General features: G+C 63.3%; 17 protein-coding genes. 8 read left to right on the forward strand and 9 right to left on the reverse strand.

All coding sequences use genetic code 11. The features are described 5' to 3' along the window. Positions 1-144: 144 nt before the first annotated feature. Positions 145-1,839, reverse strand: coding sequence for a choline dehydrogenase (gene betA / locus BCL93_RS06210; RefSeq protein ID WP_112054225.1), 1,695 nt, complete (start codon positions 1,837-1,839; stop codon positions 145-147). A gap of 90 nt (positions 1,840-1,929) precedes the next feature. Further along, a complete protein-coding gene (gene betT, locus BCL93_RS06215; RefSeq protein WP_112054226.1) occupies positions 1,930-4,002 on the reverse strand; it encodes a choline BCCT transporter BetT in 2,073 nt (690 codons plus the stop codon). A 397-nt stretch (positions 4,003-4,399) separates the two neighbouring features. Between betT (BCL93_RS06215) and BCL93_RS06220 the strand changes: the two genes are divergently transcribed. From BCL93_RS06220 to BCL93_RS06240, 5 genes are all read left to right on the forward strand, one after another. Continuing rightward, on the forward strand, positions 4,400-5,113 hold the full coding sequence (locus tag BCL93_RS06220) for a ZIP family metal transporter (RefSeq protein WP_112054227.1): 714 nt from the start codon (positions 4,400-4,402) through the stop codon (positions 5,111-5,113). Positions 5,114-5,214: 101 nt separating this feature from the next. Next, the gene (locus BCL93_RS06225) at positions 5,215-6,696 is read left to right on the forward strand and encodes a TrkH family potassium uptake protein (protein ID WP_112054384.1); all 1,482 of its coding nucleotides are present in this window, start codon (positions 5,215-5,217) and stop codon (positions 6,694-6,696) included. Positions 6,697-6,868: 172 nt separating this feature from the next. Beyond that, on the forward strand, positions 6,869-7,447 hold the full coding sequence (locus BCL93_RS06230; protein ID WP_181463040.1) for an antibiotic biosynthesis monooxygenase: 579 nt from the start codon (positions 6,869-6,871) through the stop codon (positions 7,445-7,447). A gap of 88 nt (positions 7,448-7,535) precedes the next feature. Further along, a complete protein-coding gene (gene nosP / locus BCL93_RS06235; RefSeq protein ID WP_112054228.1) occupies positions 7,536-8,735 on the forward strand; it encodes a nitric oxide-sensing protein NosP in 1,200 nt (399 codons plus the stop codon). Then, a complete protein-coding gene (locus tag BCL93_RS06240) occupies positions 8,665-10,140 on the forward strand; it encodes a hybrid sensor histidine kinase/response regulator (protein WP_112054229.1) in 1,476 nt (491 codons plus the stop codon). Before nosP ends, BCL93_RS06240 begins: the two co-directional genes overlap by 71 nt. On the opposite strand, the gene BCL93_RS06245 is transcribed toward BCL93_RS06240, so the two are convergent. Beyond that, positions 10,132-10,812: a response regulator gene (locus BCL93_RS06245; protein WP_112054230.1), complete on the reverse strand. Its 681-nt coding sequence runs from the start codon at positions 10,810-10,812 to the stop codon at positions 10,132-10,134. The genes BCL93_RS06240 and BCL93_RS06245 overlap by 9 nt on opposite strands. A gap of 154 nt (positions 10,813-10,966) precedes the next feature. On the opposite strand from BCL93_RS06245, the gene adhP reads away from it, so the two are divergent. The 3 genes from adhP to BCL93_RS06260 all read left to right on the forward strand — a co-directional run bounded on the left by adhP (position 10,967) and on the right by BCL93_RS06260 (position 14,712). Further along, positions 10,967-11,995 carry an alcohol dehydrogenase AdhP gene (adhP, locus tag BCL93_RS06250; protein WP_181463041.1) on the forward strand — a complete coding sequence of 343 codons (1,029 nt, stop codon included), beginning with the start codon at positions 10,967-10,969 and terminating at the stop codon, positions 11,993-11,995. A 242-nt stretch (positions 11,996-12,237) separates the two neighbouring features. Further along, positions 12,238-13,758 carry an acetaldehyde dehydrogenase ExaC gene (gene exaC / locus BCL93_RS06255; protein WP_112054231.1) on the forward strand — a complete coding sequence of 507 codons (1,521 nt, stop codon included), beginning with the start codon at positions 12,238-12,240 and terminating at the stop codon, positions 13,756-13,758. A gap of 306 nt (positions 13,759-14,064) precedes the next feature. Next, entirely contained in the window at positions 14,065-14,712 is a 648-nt protein-coding gene (locus BCL93_RS06260) for a periplasmic heavy metal sensor (protein WP_181463042.1), read from the forward strand. 157 nt (positions 14,713-14,869) lie between these two features. On the opposite strand, the gene betT (BCL93_RS06265) is transcribed toward BCL93_RS06260, so the two are convergent. The 6 genes from betT (BCL93_RS06265) to BCL93_RS06290 form a co-directional block, all read right to left on the reverse strand. Beyond that, positions 14,870-16,906, reverse strand: a complete 2,037-nt coding sequence (gene betT, locus BCL93_RS06265; RefSeq protein ID WP_181463043.1) for a choline BCCT transporter BetT — start codon at positions 16,904-16,906, stop codon at positions 14,870-14,872. 569 nt (positions 16,907-17,475) lie between these two features. After that, positions 17,476-18,183, reverse strand: coding sequence for a Spy/CpxP family protein refolding chaperone (locus BCL93_RS06270; protein WP_112054234.1), 708 nt, complete (start codon positions 18,181-18,183; stop codon positions 17,476-17,478). A 183-nt stretch (positions 18,184-18,366) separates the two neighbouring features. Beyond that, on the reverse strand, positions 18,367-19,080 hold the full coding sequence (locus BCL93_RS06275; RefSeq protein ID WP_112054235.1) for a response regulator: 714 nt from the start codon (positions 19,078-19,080) through the stop codon (positions 18,367-18,369). Positions 19,081-19,166: 86 nt separating this feature from the next. After that, positions 19,167-20,603, reverse strand: a complete 1,437-nt coding sequence (locus BCL93_RS06280; RefSeq protein WP_112054236.1) for an ATP-binding protein — start codon at positions 20,601-20,603, stop codon at positions 19,167-19,169. Further along, entirely contained in the window at positions 20,600-23,773 is a 3,174-nt protein-coding gene (locus BCL93_RS06285; RefSeq protein WP_112054237.1) for an efflux RND transporter permease subunit, read from the reverse strand. Before BCL93_RS06285 ends, BCL93_RS06280 begins: the two co-directional genes overlap by 4 nt. Beyond that, the gene (locus tag BCL93_RS06290) at positions 23,770-25,029 is read right to left on the reverse strand and encodes an efflux RND transporter periplasmic adaptor subunit (RefSeq protein WP_181463044.1); all 1,260 of its coding nucleotides are present in this window, start codon (positions 25,027-25,029) and stop codon (positions 23,770-23,772) included. Before BCL93_RS06290 ends, BCL93_RS06285 begins: the two co-directional genes overlap by 4 nt. Positions 25,030-25,295 lie beyond the last annotated feature (266 nt).

The raw sequence follows: 25,295 nt of genomic DNA on the forward strand, positions 1-25,295 counted from the left end.
TTGCATGTGGGCGAGTGTGGCCGGGTAAAAACGCCGTGGAAGTTGAAAGATGCCCTTGAGATGCGACCTGGAGTAGCAGGTTAGCGAAATGAGTAAGCGAAACGCATTAGAGAATCGAGTTAGAGCGACGAGTTAGAGACAAGCCTATGAGGCTTGCCTTTCGGGCTCTCCCTCACGCTGGCGCTGCGGGTCCTTGATCCTGAAAACGGCGGCTTCTGACGGCGCCAGAAGCGCTCGTCTTAGGATATGATCGGCGGCTTTCTCGGCGATCATGATGGTCGGGGCATTGATATTGCCGTTGGTCACGGTGGGCATGATCGAGGAGTCGACCACCCGCAGTCGTTCGATGCCACGAACGCGGCACTCGGGGTCGACCACCGCCATATCGTCAGTGCCCATGCGACAGCTGCCGCAGGGGTGATAGGCGGTTTCGGCGCTGTTGGCGACCCACTCATCGACCTGCTCGTCGCTGACGACGTCTTTCCCGGGCGATAGCTCATCGCCGCGATAGGCATCTAGGGCCGGCTGGGCGAAGATTTCACGAGTCAGGCGCAGGCCGTCCCGATAGGCCTGCTTGTCTTCTTCCTCGTGCAGGTAGTTGAAGAAGATCTTCGGCGGTGCGGCGGGGTCGGAGGAGGCAAGCTTTACCCAGCCGCGACTCTTGGGCTTGTTGGCGCCCAGGTGTACCTGGAAGCCGTGCCCCTCGGCGGCGCTGGAGCCATCGTAGGCGATGGCACCGGCCAGGAAGTGATACTGCAGGTCGGGCCATTCAAGGCCCGGGCGGCTGCGGATATAGCCGTTGGACTCGAAGTGGTTGGTGGCACCGAGGCCTGACTTGAATGCCAGCCAACGCAGGCCGATCAGCGCCTGGCCGATAGGGTTGAGCCAGCCGTTGAGGGTGATCTTCTGCTTGCAGCTTTGCTGCACCCAGACCTCGAGGTGATCGTGCAGGTTCTGGCCGACTCCGGGCAGGTCGTGGACGACCTCGATGCCGTGTTCCTTGAGGTGCTCGGCAGGACCGATGCCGGAGAGCATCAAGAGCTTGGGTGAGTTGAAGGCGCTGGCCGAAAGGATGACTTCACGACGGGCCTGGACCCTAAAGGTCTTGCCACTCTGTGTGTATTCAACGCCGACGGCCCGCTTGCCCTCGAACAGAATCCGCGTGGTCAGAGCATGCATTTCCAGCTGCAGGTTGTCGCGGCTGAGGGCGGGTTTCAGGTAGGCATTGGCGGTCGAGCAGCGCACCCCGTCACGCACCGTCATGTCCATGCGGCAGAACCCTTCCTGGCGATAGCCGTTGTAGTCCTGAGTCTCGCCGTAGCCTGCCTGGCGGCCTGCCTCGATGAAGGCCTTGTACAGCGGGTTCTGCATGTTATTGCCGTTGCACACGCCAAGCAGGCCGTTGCCGGAGCGGTAGTCATCATCGCCATACAGGCAGCCTTCGGCACGCTTGAAGTAGGGCAGTACGTCGGCATAGTTCCAGCCGACGGCGCCGAGTTCGGCCCATTCCTCGTAATCGCCGGCGCAGCCCCGCACATAGGCCATGCCGTTGATCGAGGATGAACCGCCGATCACCTTGCCTCGCGCCTGGTGAAGGCTGCGCTCGTTTAGGCCCGGCTCCGGCTCGGTGTGAAGCCCCCAATCGAAGCGTGGCTTGTTCAGCGGGATCGAGAAGGCGGTCGGCATCTGGATGAAGATGGAGTTGTCCTTGCCGCCGAACTCCAGTACTAGCACCTCCAGGTCGCTCTCCGCGCTGAGGCGGTTGGCCAGCACCGAACCCGCTGAGCCGGCGCCGACGACCACGTAGTCAACGCTGCGGTCGAAGGATTGTTCACTCATTTCATCGCTCCTAGGGCATAAGGCCTTTAGTGGCGTGATACTTAGTGCCGAGATCATTGATGTCGCGATCAGTGATGTCGGGCGTGACGGTCAGCGTCCTGCGGAAGCCGGGTCGTCGGGCATCTCGGTGTGGGTGCCGGGCTGCTCGCGCTGAATATGCAGGAACAGCAGGTGGCGCTCGTACTGATCGAGAATATCGGCGATCAGCTGCTCCTGGGTGTAACCATAGATGTCATAGCCCTGGCCCCCTTCGATGATGTGAACCTCCAGCCGATAGTAACGGGTGCCGGCGTGGGTGTCGCGAATCGAGAAGGCCGGCATGGCGCACTGGCGGGGCCAGACCTGATAGGTAAAGTCCTGTTCGCTGCCAAGGCCCACGTTCAGCGCCAGGTGCTCATCTGCCTTTTCACCCTCGACGATCTCCACGGGGTAGCCCTGCTCGCTCAAGACGCTGCAGATCTCTTCCATGGCCGGTTTGACGACGTCACCGAGGAAGTGACTCACCTGCTCACGCTTGGGGAAGCTCACGGCGCGGGACAGCCGCTGACGCCAGTTGCGATTCGCGCTCTCGCCGGGCAGGGTGCGCCCCGAAAGATGGCCCGCCATGCTGCGTTGCAGGCTGTCTTCCTTGAGGCCCTCTACTTCCAATGCCTTGTAGAGCCCCAGCATCATCAGAAACAGCACGAAGGCGAAGGGCAGGCCCGTGATCACTACCGCGCTCTGTAGCGCTCCCAGGCCACCGGCCATCAGCAGCGCCAGGGTCAGCACGCCGATGATCGCGGCCCACAGCACTCGCATCCAGGCCGGGGCATCATGGTTGGGATCGCGCAGAATCGAGGTCAGGTTGGACAGCACCAGCGAGCCCGAGTCGCCCGAGGTCACGAAGAAGACGATCGCCAGCAGGGTCACGACCACCGTGGTCAGGCCGACCCAGGGCAGGCTCTGAAGGAACAGGTAGATCGCCGAACCGGGGTTATTCATGGCCTGCTCACCGAAATCGGCCACTCCGGTACCGTTCATCACCATGTCGATGGCGCTGTTACCCATGATCGACATCCACGCCATCATGAAAGCCAGGGGCAGGATCAGGGTGCCGGCGACGAACTGGCGGATGGTGCGCCCACGCGAGATGCGTGCCAGGAAAAGCCCCACGAAGGGCCCCCAGGCGATCCACCAGGCCCAGAAGAACACCGTCCAGCCGTTCAGCCAGTCGGTGGGCGGGTCGAAGGCATAGGTGTTCATCGACAGAGAGACGAAATGGGTCAGGTAATCGCCTACGTTCATCACCAACGCATTAAGCAGGAACACGGTCTTGCTGGTGAACAGCACGAACAGCAACAGCAACAGGGCCAGCAGCATGTTGAACTCGGAGAGCCTGCGGATGCCCTTGTCGACCCCGGTTACTGCGGAAATCGCGGAAAAGATCACGATCAGCACAGCCAGCACCGCCTGGGTGGTCGTGTTCTCCGGCAGGCCGAACATGTAGCTCAGACCGAAGTTGAGCTGGATAATGCCGATGCCGAGGCTGGTGGCGATGCCGAACAGGGTGCCCAGGACGGCGGCGATGTCCACGCTATGGCCGATGGCGCCATGGATGCGTTTACCAAAGATGGGGTAAAGCGCGCTGCGAATGGTCAGCGGCAGGCCGTGGCGATAGCTGAAGAAGGCCAGTGACATGCCCACCAGCGTGTAGACGCCCCAGCCGGAGAGTCCCCAATGCAGGAAGGTCAGTTCCATGGCGCGACGTGCCGCCGCGACGGTAGAGGGATCGCCGTCGGGTGGCGCCAGGAATTGGGTCACCGGCTCGGCGATGCAGAAGAAGATCAGATCGATGCCGATCCCTGCGGAAAACAGCATGGCGGCCCAAGTCACGACGTTGAAATCCGGCGTGGAGTGCGCCGGGCCGAGTCGCAGCTTGCCCAAGCGAGAGGTGGCGATGGCGATCACGAATACCAGGTAGGCCACCACCGCGACGAAGTAGAACCAGCCGAAGGTATCCGAGATCCAGCCCAGCACGGCATTGATCGCCGCGCTGGCGGAGTCGGTGAAGACCATCGTCCATAGCGCAAAGGCCACGATACCGATGGCCGAGCCATAGAAAACGACGGGATTGATGCGGTCCTTGTGCAGATCTGTCTGCAAGTCATCCTGGGCGGTTGCCATGCTCAACTCCTGGTTGAAGAGGGAACGCCTTTCAATAGCGGCGGCAGTGCAGCATCAGTAACGGTTCAGTACCGGTTAACAAGCCTTGTTGCGGCAGGGGTGGCGGGAGAGATGGCCGATGAACGCAACGCGTGCATCACCAAAACGGTGATGATCCTTGCAGCAGTGGTCGCTATGTCTCCAAGACATCGGGACGTTATGAGGTATAGATGTTTGCGAGTAAGTACGTACAAACGCTGTCACCCTGGTGTTTCAACGTTACTCGCAGGTGCCTTTCATCGGCAGGGCCGTGCCTCCTTTGCGTGTCGCGACCCAATGTGGACGATGCCTGACGGTGTGCTGTGGTGATGCCGTATCATGCTCAAACCTCAGGAACCTCGGCAGACAAGGGAGCGTCATGATTGATTTGTTGCTTTTGGTGGTGGTCACCTTGATGGCGGGCCTGGCCATGCCGTTGGGGGCCTACTTCGCCCGCATCGAACATATCCACTCAAGTTGGCTGGAGCAGGAGCTTCGCCATAGCGTGCTGGCCTTCGGCGGCGGAACGCTGCTTTCCGCGGTAGCGCTGGTACTGGTGCCCGATGGCATTGAGATCACGTCGCTGCCGATGGCTGCGCTATACCTGTTGCTGGGCGGGGGGATATTCATGCTCGTCGACATGGCGATGGTGCGCTGGCAACTGCCGGCCAGTCAGTTCCTGGCCATGCTGTTGGACTTTATCCCGGAGTCCATCGTCGTCGGCGCTATCTTCGCCATCCGGCCCGAAGAGGCCATGCTGATTGCCGCGCTGATCGCCTTGCAGAACGTTCCCGAAGCGTTCAATGCCTATCGGGAGTTCCTGCAGTCAGGGCACTTCGGTGCCAGTCGGGTCATCATGAGCTTTTCTCTGATGGCGTTGCTGGGCCCGCTGGCGGGTCTTTCCAGCCACCTGTGGCTTCGGGACGATGAGGGCATCGTGAGCGCCATCATGCTGGTGGCCTCGGGCGGCATTCTCTATTCCATCTTTCAGGACATCGCCCCAGGGGTGAGGCTGGAAAAACACTGGGCGCCGCCGATGGGCGCGGTGCTAGGCTTCGTGTTCGGGGTGGTCGGGCTGATGGTGATCGGCTGAATCTACTGGGCATGACGGGCGCTTTTGGGCGGGCATTCCATGGGCTGACATATTTATATCGCCCGGTGATTCATAAGGAGGTGAAAAACGTCATGTCCATGATGGCGAGCGTGACCGAAAGGATTCGCCAGTGGGGGCGGGGTTGGGCGCCGGTATTTAAGGTCATGGCGGTGCTGTGGCTGGTGTTGGCCGCCTTCATGACGGTGCCTTGGGTGGTGCTGCTGTTCGAGCAGGACCCTGACGCCGAGGCCTTTGCGCTGTCGATCGGCATCGTGCTTGCCATTGTGGCGGTGACGGGCCTGGCGACCCGGCACACCCAGGTGGCTCTCAAGACCTGGCAGATGTTCGTGGTGACGACCCTGAGCTGGGCCTCTATCAGCGGTCTGGCGAGTCTGCCGCTGGTGCTGGGGGCGCCACAGCTGAGCTTTACCAACGCGGTCTTCGAGTCGGTCTCGGCCATCACCACCACGGGCTCGACGGTGCTGGTGGGTATCGAGGGGCTCTCCGATGGTCTCAAGCTGTGGCGCGGCATCATGCAGTGGCTTGGTGGCATCGGCATCATCGTGATGGGCATCGCCATCCTGCCTTTCCTCAAGGTCGGTGGTATGCGGCTGTTTCACACCGAGTCTTCCGACTGGTCGGAGAAAGTCATGCCGCGCACCGGTGGCATCGCCAAGGCGACGCTGGGTATCTACTGCGGTTTTACCCTGCTGGCCGTGGTCAGTTACTGGCTGGGGGGCATGTTGCCGGTGGATGCGGTGGTCCATGCCATGTCGTCGATGTCCACCGGCGGCTTTGCTAACTCCGATGCGTCCTTCGGAGCCTATGCCGACCAACCGCTGCTGCTGTGGATGGGAAGCCTGTTCATGCTGTGCGGGGCGCTGCCGTTCGTGCTCTATATTCGCGCCTTGCGTGGCATGCCCATGGCGATGTGGCGGGATCAGCAGGTGCGAGGCCTGCTGGGCTTTCTGGCCATCGTCATCCTGATGCTGACCGCCTGGCGAGTGTGGGTGGGCGCGCCGCTCTTCGAATCCCTGACCCAGGTAGCCTTCAACGTGATTTCGGTGGTCACTACCACCGGCTATGCCTCGGATGATTATACCCAGTGGGGGCCGCTCGCCGTGGTGGCCTTCTTCTACCTGACCTTCGTCGGCGGCTGCAGCGGCTCGACCAGCGGCGGGCTCAAGATCTTTCGCTTTCAGGTGGCAAGCGTGATGCTGCGCAACCAGCTGCGCTTCCTGACCCATGCCAGCGGCGTCTTCGGCTCCCGCTACAATGGCCAGGTGCTGACCGATGACATCACCCGCGGCGTGGTCGCCTTCTCGTTCTTCTTCTTCCTGACTATCGCCGGGCTGGCGCTGGGGCTTTCCCTGCTGGGCCTGGATCTGGTGACGGCGCTCTCCGGGGCGGCGACGGCGGTGGCCAACGTCGGGCCGGGGCTTGGCGACATCATCGGCCCATCGGGTAACTTCGCGTCCCTGCCGGATACCGCCAAATGGCTGCTGTGCCTGGGTATGCTGATGGGGCGCCTGGAAATCCTTACCGTACTGGTGCTGCTGACGCCGCTGTTCTGGCGTGGCTGACCTGGTAGACCTAGTAGAAAGCCTGACGGAAAACGGGACGAATGCGTCCGGGCCCGTGGCAGTGCTTGGCATTCGGGTATACCTTTTGCATCTTCAAGGGCGTAGGGCCTTACCGGGCCCGAGCTCATGTCGGCATACCCTACCCGGGCAGCCGCGTATCAGGAGATAACCCATGTCTACCGAACCCGTCACCCTGATGGTGGCGCGCCGCGTGGCTCGCGGCCGTTACCGTGATTTCACCGCCTGGCTCGACGAGGGCCGCGAACTGGCCTGCGATTACCCAGGCTACCTGGGCTCCGGGGTGCTGGCGCCTCCCCATGGCGACGATGAATATCAGATCATCTTCCGATTCGAGGATGCCGAGACCATGCGCGCTTGGGAGCATTCTGCATCGCGCCGCGCCTGGCTTGGCCGTGGTGAGGGGCTCTATGAAGCGCCCCAGGAATACCGGGCCACCGGGATTGATCGCTGGTTCCAGGATGCTCAGGGCAATACCCCGCCGCGCTGGAAGCAGGCGGTGGCGATCTGGCTGGCTTTCTTCCCGGTCTCGCTGATGTTTCAGCTGTTGTTTGGGCAATTGCTGGCCGGTCTGCCGCTGGTGCCGCGGGTGCTGGTCAGTACCCTGATACTGACTCCGGTGATGGTGTTCCTCTTCATTCCGCTCTCCACGCGCTTGCTGGCCCCCTGGCTGCACGGTGAGGTGACCATAATGGCGCGGCTGGCCCGCCTGTTGCCCCATCACCGTGCATGAGGCGCGCCATGCTGGGCGAGTTTTCGCGTTGTGAGCCTGGCCAGGCGCGGCATACACTCGGTGTATTATTGACCGACGAGTGCCTGCCATGTCCGAAGTGCCTAGCTCTGTTGCCGAGGCGCGCCCCCGGCCCGCCAAAGATGAACCTCTGCGGGTCGCCTACAGTGAGGCCGATGATCCGTGTGCCGTCGCCGGGGAACTGGCGGCGGCCCTCTGTCATCCGCAACTGGGTTGCGTGCTGTTCTTTTGCAGCGCGGAGTATGATCTCGGCGCTCTGGGGCGGGCACTGGATGAGGCCTTCGGCGCGGTGGCCATGGTCGGCTGTACCACCGCCGGTGAGATCACACCTCTGGGCTACGGGCGGGGCTGCATCGTGGCGATCGGCTTCGATCAGCGCCATTTTTCGGTATCGCAGGCGCTGATCAGCGACCTCGAAGGCTTCGACCTGATTGGCGCCCAGCGCTTGACGGCTAATTTGCTGGATGACTGCCGGCGCCAGGCCTTGGCGCCAGTCGGCGGGCACTGCTTTGCGCTGACGCTGCTCGATGGGCTGTCCAGCAGCGAGGAGCAGGTGCTGGCGAGCCTGGACGCAGCGCTGGGCAGTATCCCGAGCTTTGGCGGCTCCGCTGGGGACGACAATCGCCTGGCGCATACCTACGTCTTCTACCAAGGGCAATTCCACAGTCAGGCGGCAGTGGTGGTAATGATCAACACCAGGCTGCCGTTCGAAGTCTTCACCACCCACCATCTTCGGCCGCGACGCGAGAAGCTGGTGGTGACCCGCGCCGATCATGAGCGTCGTCAGGTCATGGAGCTCAATGCCGCCCCGGCCGCCGAGGAATACGCACGATTAGTCGGGTGTGCCGTCGAGGCTCTCGACGAGCAGGTTTTCGCCCGCGTGCCCTTGGCGGTCCGGATCGGCGATGCCCACTACGTACGCTCGATCCAGCGGGTCAACGCCGACGGCAGCCTGACCTTCTACTGCGCGGTGGAACACGGCATCGTGCTCACCGCCATGCAGCCGGCGCCGATTCTCGAGGACCTGGATGCGGTGTTTGCCGCCTTGCAGGAGCGCTTGGGTAAGCCGCAGTTGATCATCGGTTGCGACTGCTTCCTGCGTCGGCTCGAGATCGAAATGCTCGACCAGACCGCCTTGGCCTCGCAAAGGCTGCGTGAACAGCGGGTGATTGGCTTCAATACCTACGGGGAGCAGCACCATGGCATGCACGTCAACCAGACCTTCACGGGGGTTGTCATTGGGCGACCCGGAGGAGCCCGAGGCGCTTGAGGCCGCCACGCCGCGTGAGCGGGCGCTAGCCGAGGAGAATGCGCGCCTGCGCAAGGTCTGTAGCGCGCTGATCGAGCGGGTGGAGTCCAGCGGGGCCGCCGGTGGCGCGCCCTATGCCGCCTTCGAGCATGCGGTGCTACTGGCCGAGCAGGTGCGTGAACGCACCGAAACCCTGCACCGCACTCTAGATGAGTTGGGCCAGGTCAATCTCCAGCTGCGCGACGAGATTGCGGTGCGGGTCGAGGCCGAGCAGCGCTTGCGCGAGTCCAAGCGTGAGGCGGAAGCGGCGAATCTCTCCAAGACCAAGTTCCTCGCGGCGGTCAGCCATGATCTCATGCAGCCGCTGAATGCCGCGCGTCTATTCACCAGTGCCCTTGGCGAGCAGGCGGTGCCAGAGGCCTCCCAGCGGCTGGTGGGCAATATCGGCCGTTCGCTGCAGGACGTCGAGGCCCTGTTGGGCACCCTGGTCGACATCTCACGGTTAGATGCCGGAGTGCTGAAGCCGGATGTCGCCGCCTTCCGCGCCGCCGATCTGCTTGACGTGATGGCCGAGGAGTACCGTCAGATCGCCGCGTCACGGGGGCTGACGCTGCATTACGTCGGCACCAGCGCTGTCATCGAGTCGGATTTGGCGTTGCTGGCACGAGTGGTGCGCAACTTCCTGACCAATGCGATTCGCTACACCCGCCAGGGCCATCTGCTGCTGGGCTGTAGGCGCCGCCCGGAAGGGTTGGAGATCCTGGTGGGCGATACCGGAGCCGGTATCGCCGAGTCACAACGCGAGGCGATCTTCGTCGAATTCCAGCGTGCCGAGAGTGGACACGATGCCCAGGATCGCGGGCTGGGTCTGGGGTTGGCTATCGTCGATCGGATCGCCTCCATGCTGGATCATCCGCTACGACTGGCCTCTCAGCCGGGGCGCGGTTCGCTCTTCTCGGTGCGGGTGCCCTATGGGCGGCTACCGGCGTCACCGACGCGCCCCTCGACCGCGGCGTCTTCCTCGCAGAGTGACGTCCTGTCGGGCATGCGGGTATGGGTCATCGACAATGACCCCGGAATCTGCGAGGGAATGGCGGCGCTGCTGGAAGGGTGGGGGTGCCGGGTAAGGACCGCGATCTCCCTGGCTGCCCTGGAGGCCGACCTGGACACTCAGGCGGCCATTGAGACCGCAGACGTGCTGTTGGTCGACTATCACCTGGACGCGTCGAACCCCGATGGACTGGCCGTGGCCGCGCACCTTCGGCGTCGCCAGCCCGGCTTGCCCGTGGTGATGATCACCGCCAATCACGACGCGGCGATCAAGAGCTTGGCCCGCCAGCTGGGCTACGGATGTCTGCTCAAACCCCTGAAACCGCTGCGGTTGCGCATGCAGCTGGTCGGCTTGTTGGGCGACGGCTCAACGTGAGGGTTCGTGCCGCTCGGTCAGCAGGGCGTCGAGGTCAACCGAGCCGGCGGCGAGGATCGCCTGGACCCGCCCAGTCACTCCGAGCTTGCGCAGAATCGCCGAGACATGGGTCTTCACCGTGGTCTCGGCAATATCCAGTTCACGGGCGATCACCTTGTTGGAGGCGCCGTGGGTCAGGCGGATCAGCACCTCCAGTTGCTTGCCGGTGAGCTCGGAGAGGCGCCGCCTGATGTCCTCGTCTACAGGCGGTGTCCGCTGAGCCTCGGACGGGGGACGACGCATGATGTCTGGGGGCAGGTAAAGCTGCCCCTCCAGAATGCGTGTCAGGGCGGCAAGCAGGTCTGGGCGCGGCGTCGATTTGGTGATGTAGCCCACCGCGCCCAGGTCCAGGGCGTCGAGGATGGTGCGTCGGTCCTGATCGGCGGAGATAATCGCGACCGGCAAGTCGGGGCGCCGCTCGCGTATTTGCCTTAGACCCGAGAGCCCTTCGGCGTCTGGTAGGCCAAGATCAAGCAGAACCAAGTCGACTTCCTCGTGTTCCTCCGCCTTTAGCAGGGCGCCTTCCAGGCTATCGGCCTCCAGCAGCAAGCTGTCGGGTAGTCCGGAGGCGATCACCGCGCCGATGGCCTCGCGAAAAAGCGGATGGTCATCGGCGACCATCAGGGTGTACATGGGCAATACCTCGTGGAATCGTCTCGTCTCCTACCGAAGAAGGAGGTCGTCTCCTGCTATCAGAGTATGTCGCAGAAGGTCTCGCTGACCAAGACTGGAGAGTGCGCCGCTACAACGACATCACTCTCGCGGCCGATAAAAAAGGAGATTCGACATGGAAGCAACGATGAGAGCCGCCGTGGTACGCCAGTTTGGCGAACCGCTGACCATCGAGGAGGTCCAGACGCCTCGGCCCAAACGGGGAGAAATCCTGGTCAAGGTGGCGGCGTCGGGTGTCTGCCATACCGATCTGCACGCCGCTCATGGTGACTGGCCGGTCAAGCCTGAGCCCCCCTTCATTCCCGGTCACGAGGGCGTGGGCCATGTTGTGGCGGTGGGCGAGGGGGTCACGCACGTCAAGGAAGGGGACCGTGTTGGGGTGCCTTGGCTGTACTCCGCCTGCGGTTGTTGCGAGCACTGCCTGGGCGGCTGGGAAACGCTATGTGAATCGCAGCAGAATACCGGCTACTCGGTCAACGGCGGTTTTGCCGACTACACCCTGGCGGATGCTGGCTATGTCGGACGCCTACCCGATAACATTGGCTTTATCGAGATCGCCCCGGTGCTGTGCGCCGGCGTCACGGTCTACAAGGGGCTGAAGATGACCGACACACGCCCCGGCCAGTGGGTGGTGATCTCCGGGATCGGCGGTCTGGGTCATATGGCCGTGCAATATGCCAAGGCCATGGGACTCAACGTGGCGGCCGTCGATATCGATGACGGCAAGCTGGCATTGGCGCAGCGGCTGGGTGCCACGGTAACGGTCAATGCGCTGCAAACCGACCCGGCCGCTTTCCTCAAACGCGAGATTGGCGGTGCCCATGGCGCGCTGGTGACGGCGGTTTCACCCAAGGCCTTCGGTCAGGCCCAGGGCATGCTGAGGCGCGGCGGCACGCTGGTGCTGAATGGATTGCCGCCAGGGGATTTCCCACTGCCCATCTTCGATACCGTGCTCAATGGCATCACCATTCGGGGCTCTATCGTCGGCAGTCGTCTGGATCTTCAGGAGTCGCTGGACTTCGCCGGTGACGGCAAGGTCAAGGCGACGGTGAGCACCGACAAACTGGAGAACATCAACGATGTCTTCCAGCGCATGATCGAGGGCCAGATAGAGGGTCGCGTGGTACTCGACATGACGACCTGAGCCGCCCGCTAGACCACGGCAAGGCGCGATGCGAATCGCGCCTTTTTTTATGCGGGTTAGGGGGAGTGTTACTCGCGTTCTTGGCGGTAGCGCCTCGCCTCCTACCGAAGGAGGAGGGCGTCTCCTGCCATCGATGTATGTCGCGCCCGGCATAACTGGCCAACACTGAGAGTACGGTATTCACGATCCGTCCATAACGATGATTCGTCCATAACGATAATAGTCAATTCAGGAGTCACGCCATGATCTATGCCAACCCCGGTAGCGCCGATGCGCTGGTATCGTTTGCCGAGCGCTACGGCAACTTCATCGACGGCGAGTTCGTTGCCCCTATCAAGGGGCAGTATTTCGATAATGTCAGCCCGGTGAATGGCGAGGTGTTCTGCCAGATCCCGCGCTCCACGGCCGAGGACATCGATCTGGCGCTGGATGCCGCTCACCGTGCGGCCCCGGCCTGGGGGCGTAGCTCGGCGGCCGAGCGAAGCAACATTCTTCTGAAGATCGCTGATCGCATCGAGCAGAATCTAGAGGCTCTGGCCGTGGCCGAGACCTGGGACAACGGCAAGGCGGTGCGCGAGACCCTCAACGCCGATTTGCCGCTGGCGGTGGATCACTTCCGCTACTTCGCTGGCTGCATCCGCGCCCAGGAAGGCACCGCTGCGGATATCGACAACAACACCGTTTCCTACCATTTCCACGAGCCGCTGGGGGTGGTGGGGCAGATCATTCCCTGGAACTTCCCGATCCTGATGGCCACCTGGAAGCTGGCTCCGGCGCTGGCCGCCGGTAATTGCGTGGTGCTCAAATCGGCCGAACAGACGCCGGCCTCGATCCTCAAGGTGATGGAGTTGATCCACGACCTGTTGCCGCCAGGCGTGGTCAATGTCGTCAACGGCTACGGCGCCGAGGCCGGTCAGGCGCTGGCCAGCAGCAAGCGCATCGCCAAGATCGCCTTTACCGGCTCCACTCCGGTTGGCTCGCATATCCTAAAGTGCGCCGCCGAGAACATCATTCCCTCCACCGTTGAGCTCGGCGGCAAGTCGCCGAACATCTACTTTGCCGACATCATGAATGCCGAACCCGCCTTTATCGACAAGGCGGTGGAAGGGCTGGTGCTGGCCTTCTTCAATCAGGGCGAGGTCTGCACCTGCCCCTCTCGGGCGCTGATTCAGGAGAGCATGTACGACGACTTCATGGCGAAGGTCATGGAACGTACCCTATCCATCAAGCGCGGTAACCCGCTGGACACCGAGGTTCAGGTGGGCGCTCAGGCCTCCAAGGAACAGTTCGACAAGATCCTCTCCTACATGGAGGTGGCCCGCGAAGAAGGCGCCGAGTTCCTGACCGGTGGCCATGTGGAGCATGTCGAAGCGGCGTTCGACAAGGGCTTCTACATCCAACCGACCCTGCTCAAGGGCCACAACAAGATGCGGGTCTTCCAGGAGGAGATCTTTGGCCCGGTGGTGGCAGTGACCACTTTCAAGGACGAAGAAGAGGCGCTGGCGATCGCCAACGACACCGAGTTTGGCCTTGGCGCCGGGGTGTGGAGCCGCGACATGAATGTGGCCTTCCGCATGGGCCGCGGCATTCAGGCCGGGCGGGTGTGGACCAACTGCTATCACCAGTACCCGGCCCATGCCGCCTTCGGTGGCTACAAGAAGTCCGGTGTCGGCCGTGAGACTCACAAGATGGCGCTCGAGCACTATCAGCAGACCAAGAACCTGCTGGTCAGCTACGATATCAACCCGCTGGGCTTCTTCTGAGGCCATGCGCCGGGCCAGGAGACCCGGCTGCCCTCGTTGCCGATCTTGGCGCACAGGTGCAGCTAAAGAGAAAGGGGCGCGACATCGGTCGCGCCCCTTTTTCTGTGGCTGAACCATATGTCTGGCAAGTGCTGCTACAGACGGTCAGGGTCGTCAGGCCACCTACGCCTCCTTCTCAGGCCAAGCCTTGATGCACGTCATGGCTGCGTTAGGCAGCGCGGCTATCCTTGTAGTAGCGGGCGCATCATGGGGCCCATTCGAGCGGTGACAGCCGGGCCACGTCTTGGGCCCGCAGGAGAGGCGATCATGAAACGACAAGAGCGGCGCCGCTGGACGCCCTGCCTGCTGGCACTTGCATCAGCACCAGTACTTGTAGTGGCGCTGGGCGTGGGCAGTGCGTTTGGTCATGGCGGGGGAGAGGGTGTGCGAGATGATGGGACAGAGGGCGTGCACCACGGCATGATGGGCGGAGGTTATGGTCAAGGGTATCGCCAAGGTCATCGCGAAGGTCATGGCGAAGGCTATGGCATGGGGCCCGGCATGATGGGCGGTCGTCAAGGTGACCAAGACGGCGGTTACTATGGCGGCCGGCATGGCGACATGATGGATGACATGGGGCCGGGGCTTGGTATGGGTCCCGGTATGATGTCTGGCATGCCGGGGGGCATCTTCTTCGATGGTTTGAGCGCCGAGCAGGTGAAACAGGTTCGCGAGCTGCTGCGCGCGCATCGCAGCGCCCAGTTCGCGCGCATGGAGGAAATGGCCGAATTGCGTCTGGACCTGAGTTTACTGCTGCAGGATCCTCGCCCTGATCCCGACCAGGCCCGGACCCTGAACCAGCGGCTGGCCGAGCTGCACGGGGCCATGCTTGAGGAGCGGCTGCGGTTGCACAATGCCCTGCAGGACCTGCTGACGGCCGAGCAGCGCGAGCAACGGGGTCTGCCGGATTCCTGAGGGTCGCTGGAGCGAGTGATCCGCCTGTGGTGGCTAGTTCAGCCGCGCAGCGCTAACCAAAAAAACGGCGACTCCGTAGAGTCGCCGTTTGGCGTTCTGGGGCTCGAGGTTCATGACGCAGGGCCCCGGAGGATCATGCCGTGCTTGCGCTGGCGCCTTAATTGGCGCTGGGCATGGTCTCCATGTCGCCGATCGAGCCCGGCATTGCCGGCACAGCACCGGCTTCTCCGGCCGTGCTCAGGAACTGCAGGTGGCGCTCGTACTCGGCGAGCACGTCATGCACTACCTGATTGCGGGTGCAGCCGTTGAGATCCTGTCCCAGGGCACCTTCGGCCAGATAGACGTCCAGGCGCAGGTAGTAGTCGTCGTCCACCTGGAGGAAGCTCGGCGTGCGCAGGCGCTGGGAGCGAACCTCGTAGACAAAGCTCGGTGCTTCTTCGAGGTCGACCTGCAGGGTCACACGTGGCAGCGGTTCGCCATCGATCTGAGTCTCGCTGACGTAAGCGGCCTGGCCACGGCTCTTGAGCTCCTCGGCGAGCTGAGTCAGCGCCGGACGAATGGCGTGCTCAATGGTTGCCGCGGTACCAGCCCGGTTCGAGGTGTCCAGTGCCCGGTCGAGGCGCTCGCGCCAGTCGCCCTGAACGGCGCCACTGCCAACCTGCTGGCGGGCGTCGGCCTTGTGGGTCTCCAGACGCAGGGCGCGGGTCAGGCCGGCCATGATGGCGAAGATCACCAGAGAGAAGGGCAGGGCGGTGATCACCACGGCACTCTGCAGTGCATCGAGACCGCCGGCCATCAGCAGGGCGATGGTGATCAGGCCGATGACCGCGGACCAGAAGATACGCAGGCGGATCGGCGCATCGTGGTTCACGTCCGACAGGATGGTGGTGAAGTTCGCCAGCACCAGAGCGCCGGAGTCGGCGGAGGTGACGAAGAACACCACGCCCAGCACGGTGACCACCGAGGCGGTGATGCCGATGTACGGATACTGCTCGAGGAAGGTATAGATGGTGGTCTGTGGGCTGTTCAAGGCCTGTTGACCGAGTTCCACCAGCCCCTGGTTGGCGACCATATCGATACCGCTGTTACCGAAGATCGACATCCAGGCCATCATGAAGCCGAGCGGGATCAGGAGGGCACCGGTGACGAATTCACGGATGGTACGACCGCGGGAGATGCGTGCCAGGAACAGGCCGACGAACGGCGTCCAGGCGATCCACCAGCCCCAGAAGAAGATCGTCCACCAGCCCATCCACTGCTGGGCATCTTCGCCGGCAAAGGCGTAGGTGTCGAAGCTCTTGGCAAGGAAGCCACTCAGGTAGTCACCGGCATTCAGCACCAGCGCGTCGAGCAAGTGCAGGGTCTGGCCCTGGAAGAGCACGAACAGCAGCAGCGCAGTGGCCAACAGCATGTTGAACTCGGACAGGCGACGGATACCCTTCTCGACGCCGGTTACCACGGAGATGGTGGCGAGGATCACGACCAGCACGATCAGAATGATCTGGGTGGTCAGGCTCTCCGGCACGTCGAACAGGAAGGTCAGGCCGTAGTTGAGCTGGATGACGCCGATGCCGAGGCTGGTGGCGATACCGAATACCGTGGAAATCACGGCGGTGATGTCGACCGCGTTACCGATCGGACCATTGATGCGGTTGCCGAGCAGCGGATAGAGCGCGCTGCGGATGGCCAGCGGTAGGCGATGGCGATAGCTGAAGTAGGCCAGTGCCATGCCCATCAGCACATACATGCCCCAGCCGGTCAGGCCCCAGTGGAAGAAGGTCTGGGGAACGGCTTGACGTAAGGCAGCGGCACTCTCGGGCGCCAGGTCGGGCGGCGTGAGATAGTGCGACAGCGGCTCGGCTACGCAGAAGAACAGCAGATCGATGCCGATGCCCGCGGCGAACAGCATGGATGCCCAGGAGACCAGCGAAAATTCCGGGCGCGAGTGGTCAGGGCCCAGGCGGATCGAGCCGGCCCGTGAAAAGCCGATGACTACCACGAAGACCAGATAGGCCACGGCGGCCAGCATGTAATACCAGCCGAAGGTATCGTTGATCCATGCCAGGCCCGCATTGAAGATGGCGCCGGCTTTTTCGGTGAAGGTCATGGTGAAGATCAGGAACAGCAGGATGCCGGCTGCTGACCCCATAAAGACGACGGGGTTGAGGCGATCTCGTCGTTCGGTGGCTTTCATGTCTTGCGCCATAGTGGGCAGACTCCCTTGTGTCGTTGAAGAAGGTGCTTCATTTATTTTGATTGAACGACCAATCAATAAAATAACGATAAACGTGACGCATCGCACACCGCGGATGAGGCGGGGCGCGTTCTGAGCTGTTTTCGCCATGGTGATGGTGACATGCCATGACGGCTTTTTATTGATTGACCGTTCAAATAAAATACAGGCTTCTGAATTAACCTTCAACCGTTGACGGCGATTGGCTTGGGAAATGGCGCCTGATCCTTGCGTGGTGCTTGCGTGATAAGAGCAAGGCGCCATGTGGCCACAGACACGGTGTCGGCGGGAGTGGGGGCCTTGCAGTGCTGGGATCCAGGAAGGGGCAGGAGGTGGGCTGAAACGTGAGGGTGGGGCTGGGCCAGGCGCGGGAAAGACATTTCGAAGTCGCGGCCTGGTTCTGAGGTTGGTTCTGAGGTGAGTTGGTCAGATGTGCGATGCCCGGCAAGGGGCCGGGCATCAATATCAGCATCCAAACGTCGAGCGTGGTGGTATCGGGCCGGTTTGCACCTGTCGACTGCTAGCGAGGATCAGCCGTTGCCGTTGGCCTCGGCGGTCTGCCGGGGTTCTCCCTGGTAGCTGCCTTTGTGTTCACCATGCCGCTCATGACGATGCTCACCCCCTTCGCCACCAAGGTGGTCGCGCGAGAGTTTGTCGTGGTGGGGCATCATGAATACGACCAGAGCGTGACGCTGTGCTTCGTTGAGTACGTCGGCCAGCGCCGCTTGATGTTCCTGGCGCAGGGCCTCGACGGCGGCACGCTTTTCCTCGCGGCTGTCGTATGTCGCATCGTGCAGGGCACGCATCTTGTCCATCAAGGCCTGGCGTGCGTCGTTCAGCGTAGCGCGATCTTCATCGCTTAGTGACCAGCTGTCGAGCAGTGCATCAAGCCTTACTTGCTGACGCGCCTGGCGCTGATCATGGCGCGCTGCACCGTGATGCCGCTCAAGGGTTGCCGACAGGCTGGCGCGCTGCTCCTCGGTGAGGATGTCGTCGATGGCGGTGCGTTCTTGCTCGCGCAGTGCCTGATGCTCTTGCCGGAAGGTTTGACGTGTTTCCTGCAGGGCATTGCGCTGCTCATCGGTCAGGTCGAGCTCTGCCATCATTTCCAGGCGCGGCCCCTGATGCGGGCCCATCTCTTTGAGCGTATTCGATGGCATGCCGGCCATGGCGGTCAGCGGCAGGGCGAGGCTTGAGACCAGGCTGATAGCGAGCAGGTGGCGTTTGAAATGGTTCATGCGGACACTCCTGTCTTGATGCTTGGCGTTCCGGGCCGACGATCGACCGCGGATAAGAAGAGTATCCGCCGGCATTGTGGCGCCGTTGTGCAGCGATCAAGGCGCAAATCAGCATGATGGTGCCCCGGTTCTGACTGCTGTACGTCAGTTGCTGGTTTCAGCGCTTGGGTGTCAAGCCTAGTTTCAGTCCAAGGGCTCGGGCTCGTACTTGTAACCCACGCCATAGATCGAGCGGATCACCTCACGCTCGGGCCAGACACCAGCAATCTTCTTCCTGAGCTTCTTGATGTGGGAATCCACGGTGCGCTCGGACACGATGCGATGGTCGCGATACATGTGATCCATCAGCTGGTCACGGGAGAAGATGCGCCCCTGGGCATCCATCATCACCTTGAGGAGCTTGTATTCGACGGCGGTCAGTGCCAGGTCCTGGCCGTCGGCCAGCGCCTGCCAGCCATCCTCGTTGAGCACTAGTGCACCTTGAGTTCCGGGTGCGCCGGGTCTGTCCTGCGGCAGGGCCTGGCTGCGCCGCAGCACCGCCTTGATGCGGGCGACCACTTCGCGAGGGCTGAAGGGCTTGCAGATGTAGTCGTCGGCGCCGAGCTCGAGGCCCAGCAGGCGGTCGACCTCCTCGACGCGGGCGGTCAGCATGATCACCGGCAGCTGCGGCCAGCGGTCGCGGATCTGGCGGCACAGCACCAGGCCGTCGGTGCCGGGCAGCATCAGGTCAAGCAGTACCAGGTCGGGCTGCTGATCGTTGAGCCAGGGCATGACCTCATCGCCATGGTCTAGGTGGTGTGGCATGTAGCCGCTGCCGGTAAGGTAGTCGCCGATCAGGCGGGCGATCTTGGGTTCGTCTTCGACGATCAGGATGCGGCTGGGGGAAGCCTCAGTCATGCCGATGTCTCCGGGGATTCCGTGGGTTCAGTGGGGCCTGGTTTTCAAGTATCAGTATTCAGGTATCAGTTTTCAGGCATTAGGTGTCAGGCATTAGGCATCAGGGGAAAGTCGATGGTCCAGCATAGCCCGCCAAGGGGGGAAGGCGTGGCATGCAGGGTCCCACCGTGGGCGCTGACCAGCGCCGCGGCGATCGAGAGCCCGAGTCCCGAGCCGCCGCTCTTGCGGCTGCGGGACCCTTCAACGCGATACAGCCGCTGGGTAAGCCGCTCAAGTTCCGCCTCCGGCACGTCGGGTGCGCTGTCTTCCCAGGTCAGACGTGCCATCTGGCCTTGCCTCTCTAGTGTGACCCGAAGCTGTCCCGGCGCCGTGGTGTAGGCCAGGGTGTTATCGATCAGGTTGCTCCACAGCTGGCGCAGCCGCTGGGCATCGCCGCGAATCATCATGGGGGGGGGGATGTCGCTTGCAAGGGTGATGTCGTGCTCGGCGATCCAGCCCTTGGCATCGTCCAGGCGCCCCCTGAGGCTGTCGGCCAGGTCCAGAGGGGCCAGCGAGACCTCCAGGGCCCCGGCATCGCTTTGGGCGAGTAAGCGCAGGTCGCCGACCAGGCGTTCGAGCTGGCCGACTTCCTGGGATAGCGAGTCCAGATTGTCCTGGTCCAGCGGGCGGATGCCGTCCTGCATGGCCTCGATCTCGCCGCGCAGCACCGCAAGCGGGGTGCGTAACTCGTGGGCGATATCCGTCACCCAGCGCTGTCGCGACTCGCGGTTGGCTTCGAGGGTCGCGGCCAGCACGTTGAAGTCCTGGGAGAGGCGCGATAGCTCATCGCGACCGCGTTCGGTGAGGCGAGCGCCATAGTCGCCCTGGGTGAGGCGGCGGGTGGCCAGCGCCATGCTCTGGGTGCGTCGACCGAGCCACCAGGACAAGCCGCCTGCCAGGAGCAGGGAGGCCAACACCAGTGAGGCGACGATGATCCCCAGGTTGCGCTGCTGCTGATCGAGGAAGAGCTCGTCCAAGTGTTCCATCAGTTGGTCTGGCGGCACATAGCCCAGTGTGCCGACTTGGCGACCCTCATAGCGGATCGGCACCCACTCAAGCCTCGCCGGCAGTCTGTCACGGCGAGGAGGCAGGCCGATCACCGGCAGCCCGTTCTCGTCATGCAGCACGAAGTCCCGGTCCCGGGCCAGATCGCGCTTGATGCCGATCTGAGGTGGTCGGCCATCCGGCCACAGCTGACGGCGCACCAGTTCTCGCCAGCCTCGCGGATCGGTGCGCAGCCACTGCCAGTTGCCATGGCGTCCCCACTCTTCGCCGAGGGCGTTGGCGAGGTTATTCACCAGCTCAGCCTGAGTGGTCTCTAGATAGTCGATGAAGCCGTTATTGATGCTTCGCGACACGCCGACGAAGACCAGCCCGGAAATCGCCACGTTGACGATCAGGATAATCGCGAACAGCTTGAGGCCCAGCACCGAGAGAGCCGGGCGCGCCAGGCGGCGTTTTGCAGGCAGAGCGTCATCAGTCATGGCGACTCCAGGTAGGGGGTTTCTCCATCAGGAGACTGCGCGCTGTGGTCGTCCGTATCGTGCTCGTCTGCTTCAGTGCGCCGAGGCATGCCCAGGGTTCGGCGGGCATCCTCGATCAGCAGGTACAGCGAGGGAACCAGCAGCAGCAGGATCAGGGTAGCGAACAGGATCCCGAAGCCGATCGAGATCGCCATCGGGATCATGAAGCGCGCCTGACGGGAAGTCTCGAAGATCATCGGCGCCAGACCGAAAAAGGTGGTGAGCGTCGTCAGCAGGATCGGGCGCAGCCGGCGCAGGGCGGCCGCGGTCACCGCACTGCGCGGATCTTGCCCGGCCCGGCGGTGCCGGTTGGCGGTGTCGATCAGCACCAGGGCGTCGTTGATGACGATCCCCGATAGCGCCAGCATGCCGAGCAGGCTGATCACCGACAACCCATAGCCCATCAGCAGGTGACCGATCACCGCGCCGATCAGGCCGAAGGGAATCGCCGCCATGACCAGCAGCGGCTGCAGGTAGCTGCGAAAGGGAATCGCCAGCAGCAGATAGAGCGCGGCGAGGGTGAACAGCAACGACGTCTGGAGGCTTTTCAAGTTGTCGCTGGTCTCCTGCTGTCGACCGCCAAAGCCAATGTTAAGTCCGGGTATGTCGGCGCGTAATTGGGGAAAGACCTCCTCTTCGAGGCTTGTGATCACTTGATTGACCGCCGTCGGCGGAGTGGCGTTGGCGGTGACGTCGATGACCCGCCGCCCATTGATGCGGGTAATGGTCGACGCGGCGGTGTCGGTGATGATCTGGGCGACCCGCGACAGGGGGACCTCGACGCCGTCCGGCGTCAGCACGCTGAGCCCCTCGAGCTGGGCGAGGCTGGTTCGGTCGCTCTCGGGCAGCAATACCTTGACCTCGACCTCATTGCGGCCCTGCTGTTGCTTGAGGGCGGTAGCGCCTTGCAGGGGGCCGCGCAGCTGGCTCGCCAGGTCGCTACCATCTAGCCCCAGGGCACGGCCGGTGGCGGTCAACGACAGGCGCAGCTCACGCTTGCCATTCTCAAGGCCGCTGTCGATGTCGGAGAGCGGCTGGTAGTCGGCGAGCCGCTCGGCAACACGCTTGGCGGCCTTTTCCAGCGAGGCGCTGTCAGCGGCAGAAAGACGTATCGTCAGGCCGGCGCCACTGCCGGGGCCGCCCACGTCGGATTCGAACAGCAGGGTGTCGGCGCCGGTCGGGTGGCCGACCTCCTCACGCCAGGCGCGGCTGAGTTGGCCGGTAGACCAGTTGTCGTCGACCTCGGTATCGAGGAAGGCCACTACGCTGAGGCTATCGGCATCGATGGTGGCGCTGCTGGCAGCCAGTACCGGGCCATCGTCACGCTGTTCCACCCGTTTGAGGGCGGCCAGCAGCTGGTTGCGCAGCGCCCGGTCGTCGGTGATCGGGCTGCCCGCCGGCAGGTTGGCGGTGACGCCGGCCTGGTGGGATTCTACCCGCGGCATGAGGGTAAAGCCGAGTCGGCCACTGCCCAGCCAACCGAGCGCCAGGACCAGCATTGCCATGGCCAGCGCCACGGTCAGGCCGCGGTAGTCGAGGCTTCGTTCCAGCAGTGAGCGAAAGGGGCCCTGCGTAAAGCGGTCGAGGCTGCCCTGTACCCGGCGACGCAGTCGGTCAAGCGGAGCTAGCAGGCGGTTTGGCGCGCGACTCGCATGGCTCAGGTGGGCGGGCAGAATGAACACCGCTTCGATCCAGCTCAGGGCGAAGATGCAGATCACTACCATCGGAATGATGCCGAAGATCAGGCCGAGGAAGCCGGGCAGAAACAGCAGCGGCAGGAAGGCGACGATGTTGGAGAGAATCGCGAAGGCCAGCGGCACGGCGATCTCACGGGCACCGAGGATCGCCGCCTCCCGGGGGCTAGCGCCACGCTCCCGGTGGGCGTGGATGTTTTCCCCGACGATGATGGCGTCGTCGACCACGATGCCTAGCGCGATGATGAACGCGAACATCGAGATCATGTTGATCGAGACATCCATCAGCGGCAGAAACAGCAGAGAGCCCAAAAAGGCGGTGGGAATGCCCAGGGTGACCCAGAATGCCAGACGCGCCTCGAGGAAGAGCCCGAGCAGCACCAGCACCAGCGCCAGCCCCAGCCAGGCGTTCTTGAGCAGCAGTTCCAGGCGGTCCTGATAAATCTCCGAGTCATCGTCGGCGACGCTCAGCGAGAGTCCCTCGGGCAGGCTTGCGCGCAGGGCCGGCAGCAGCGCCCGGGTCACGGCCGAGAGTTCGGTCGGGGTCTGGTCGCCGACCTGATAGATATCCAGACCGATGGCGGGTTGGCCGTCGTAGAGTACTTCGCTGTCGCTGTCGGCGAAGCCATCCTTGATGGTGGCGATATCGCCGAGGCGGATCACGCTGCCATCCTGGGTCGACATTACCGGCAGCCGAGCGAAGTCCGCGGCGCCCTCGCGGCGTGCCTCGTAGCGCACCATGTATTCGCCGTCCCGGGTGTCGAGGCTGCCGCCGGCGAGGTTCAGGGCCTCGTTGCCGATGCGGGTTGCCAGGTCGCCATGGTCGAGGCCGTAGCGGCGCAGCGCCGTCTGGTCGAGGGTCACCTGCACCTGTCGGTCCCGAATGCCGGATAGCTCGACCTTGGTGATGCCGTCGCCCGACAGCAGTTCGCTGCGCAGCCGTTCGCCCACGTCACGCAGTGTCAAGGCATCGGTGTCGCCGTGCAGCATCAGTTCTATGACCGAGCGGGAATGACCGCTGAGCGAATAGCGTGGCGCCTCGGCCGCGTCGGGCAGGGTGGTCAGGCCATCGATGGCCTGCTGGATATCCTGATAGGCGCGCATCGTCTCGATGCCGTCCTGCAGCTCGATCGACAGCGAGCCGCTGCCTTCTCGGGCGGTGGCGGTGATCTTGTCGGTGCCCTCGACATCCTGCACGGCCGATTCCATGGCCAGCAGCAGGCTCTGCTCGACTTCTTCGGGCGTCGCGCCCGGGTAGCTCACCGATACATTGACGTTTTCCAGCGTGAAGCGTGGGAAGACCTCCTTGGTGATCAGGGTCGAGCTCCACAGGCCGCCGAGGATCAGACACAGCATCAGCAGATTGGCGGCTACGCCGTGATCACGCATCCAGGCGATAGGGCCGCGGATGCGACGGTGATCAGGGGTCTGGCTCATGCGTTGCCCTCCTGGTGGGGCGTTGCTGCTGCGTCGCCGGAGGGGCTGTCTGTGGATTCGGCCATCTCGCTGTCACGGGCCTTCAACGCCATGCCGGCCTCGGCATTGGCCAGGTTGCCCAGTATCACACGCTCGCCGTCGTTCAGGCCCGACTCGATCAGCGCGACTTCGTCGCCTCGATGGGCGAGTTCGACATCACGCATTCTCAGGTGGTTGTTTTCATCGAGCAGCCAGACCCTGCGGTTGCCGCGCAGCGCCGAGACCGGTATGCGGATCAGTTGGCGGGTCTGCGCGGGATACAGCCGTGCTTCCAGCAGGTCACCCAGGCGCAGCGCCGGAGCGCCTTCATGTTCGAGTGCCAACGGGTCATCCACCGCCACCATCACTTGGGTCATCAGGCCGCTTTCCTCGAGGCTCGGCAGCACACTCCACACTTCGCCCTCACGGATCTGGCCGTCGGGCCAGGCGGGGCTGTCGAGCTCCACGCGGCTGCCGTGGCCGTCGGCAGTGTGAGTGTCAAGCCAGGTCAGCGCCTCCTGAGGCAGGTTGAGGCGCACCCAGAAGCGCTCGATGCCGACCAGGCTGAGGATGTCGGCATAGGCGCCAAGCCCGGCCCCTTCGCCGACCAGCTTCTCCTGAATCACGGCATCGAAGGGGGCGGTAACCTCAGTGCGTGCCAGGTCGGCCTGAGCGCGGTCGCGCTGGGCGCGAGCGGTTTCCACAGCGGCCTTGGCCGCCTTGAGCTGGGGCTCGCGCAGTACCAGGGCTCGCCTGGCCGGGGGAAGGTCGCGGCCAAAGGTCCTGTACTCGGCGGCGGCGCGGATCTGCTCGCCCTGTTCGGAGGCAAGATCCGACTCGGCGCTGGCAAGCGACGCCTCTGCCTCGCGCAGGGCCAGTTCGTAGTCGGTGCGCTCGAGCCTTGCCAGCCACTGCCCCTTGGCGACCCGGCGGCCCGGTTCGACCTGCGGAGCGAAGGCCTCCAGGCGGCCGTTGATAGAGGTCGACAGAGTCGTTTCCCGGGCGGCCAGCACGCGGCCATGGGCGTTCAGCACCGGTGCCTCGGCCTGGTGCTCGACCGTCATCACCTCGACGCGCGGCACCGGGCGTTCGGCTGGCGCGCGTTTGGGCGCCTGGGGACGATGCGTCAGCCAGTAGCCAGCCACGGCGACGGCGAGCGCCAGTATCGCGATAGCAGACAGCCGCGCCAGCCATGGGCGGCGAGGAGGATGAGATGGTGAGGCAGGAGGGGCAGACATGAATACTCCAATCATCGGGGCGCTGAGAGAACCCAGCTCACAGAGCTTCTTTTCTAGAGCTTTAGTCCCAGAGCTTGGTTTCCAGGGCTGGGATGCTAGGACCGGGTTGCTAGAACCTGGCTTCCAGAGCAATGCTTTTTTAACGTCCCTAAAGAGCTCTGTTGAAAGAGACGTGCTGTCAGAGGGAGGCTCTTCTGTAAGAGGTGTTGCAATACGAGTAACGGCAGGTGGCCATGATCGCATGTCGGGCATTGGGGAAGAGGGGA

Origin of the sequence: Onishia taeanensis, from assembly GCF_003268885.1 — a bacterium.
Lineage (GTDB): Bacteria > Pseudomonadota > Gammaproteobacteria > Pseudomonadales > Halomonadaceae > Onishia > Onishia taeanensis_A.

Coding starts and splice junctions, on each gene's coding strand:
- betT (WP_181463043.1), bottom strand. CDS start 16,906: ATGAAAGCCACCGAACGACGAGATCGCCTCAACCCCGTCGTCTTTATG.
- exaC (WP_112054231.1), top strand. CDS start 12,238: ATGATCTATGCCAACCCCGGTAGCGCCGATGCGCTGGTATCGTTTGCC.
- BCL93_RS06220 (WP_112054227.1), top strand. CDS start 4,400: ATGATTGATTTGTTGCTTTTGGTGGTGGTCACCTTGATGGCGGGCCTG.
- BCL93_RS06290 (WP_181463044.1), bottom strand. CDS start 25,029: ATGTCTGCCCCTCCTGCCTCACCATCTCATCCTCCTCGCCGCCCATGG.
- BCL93_RS06225 (WP_112054384.1), top strand. CDS start 5,215: ATGGCGAGCGTGACCGAAAGGATTCGCCAGTGGGGGCGGGGTTGGGCG.
- nosP (WP_112054228.1), top strand. CDS start 7,536: ATGTCCGAAGTGCCTAGCTCTGTTGCCGAGGCGCGCCCCCGGCCCGCC.
- BCL93_RS06280 (WP_112054236.1), bottom strand. CDS start 20,603: ATGACTGATGACGCTCTGCCTGCAAAACGCCGCCTGGCGCGCCCGGCT.
- betT (WP_112054226.1), bottom strand. CDS start 4,002: ATGGCAACCGCCCAGGATGACTTGCAGACAGATCTGCACAAGGACCGC.
- betA (WP_112054225.1), bottom strand. CDS start 1,839: ATGAGTGAACAATCCTTCGACCGCAGCGTTGACTACGTGGTCGTCGGC.
- BCL93_RS06260 (WP_181463042.1), top strand. CDS start 14,065: ATGAAACGACAAGAGCGGCGCCGCTGGACGCCCTGCCTGCTGGCACTT.
- BCL93_RS06275 (WP_112054235.1), bottom strand. CDS start 19,080: ATGACTGAGGCTTCCCCCAGCCGCATCCTGATCGTCGAAGACGAACCC.
- BCL93_RS06240 (WP_112054229.1), top strand. CDS start 8,665: ATGGCATGCACGTCAACCAGACCTTCACGGGGGTTGTCATTGGGCGAC.
- BCL93_RS06245 (WP_112054230.1), bottom strand. CDS start 10,812: ATGTACACCCTGATGGTCGCCGATGACCATCCGCTTTTTCGCGAGGCC.
- BCL93_RS06230 (WP_181463040.1), top strand. CDS start 6,869: ATGTCTACCGAACCCGTCACCCTGATGGTGGCGCGCCGCGTGGCTCGC.
- BCL93_RS06285 (WP_112054237.1), bottom strand. CDS start 23,773: ATGAGCCAGACCCCTGATCACCGTCGCATCCGCGGCCCTATCGCCTGG.
- BCL93_RS06270 (WP_112054234.1), bottom strand. CDS start 18,183: ATGAACCATTTCAAACGCCACCTGCTCGCTATCAGCCTGGTCTCAAGC.
- adhP (WP_181463041.1), top strand. CDS start 10,967: ATGGAAGCAACGATGAGAGCCGCCGTGGTACGCCAGTTTGGCGAACCG.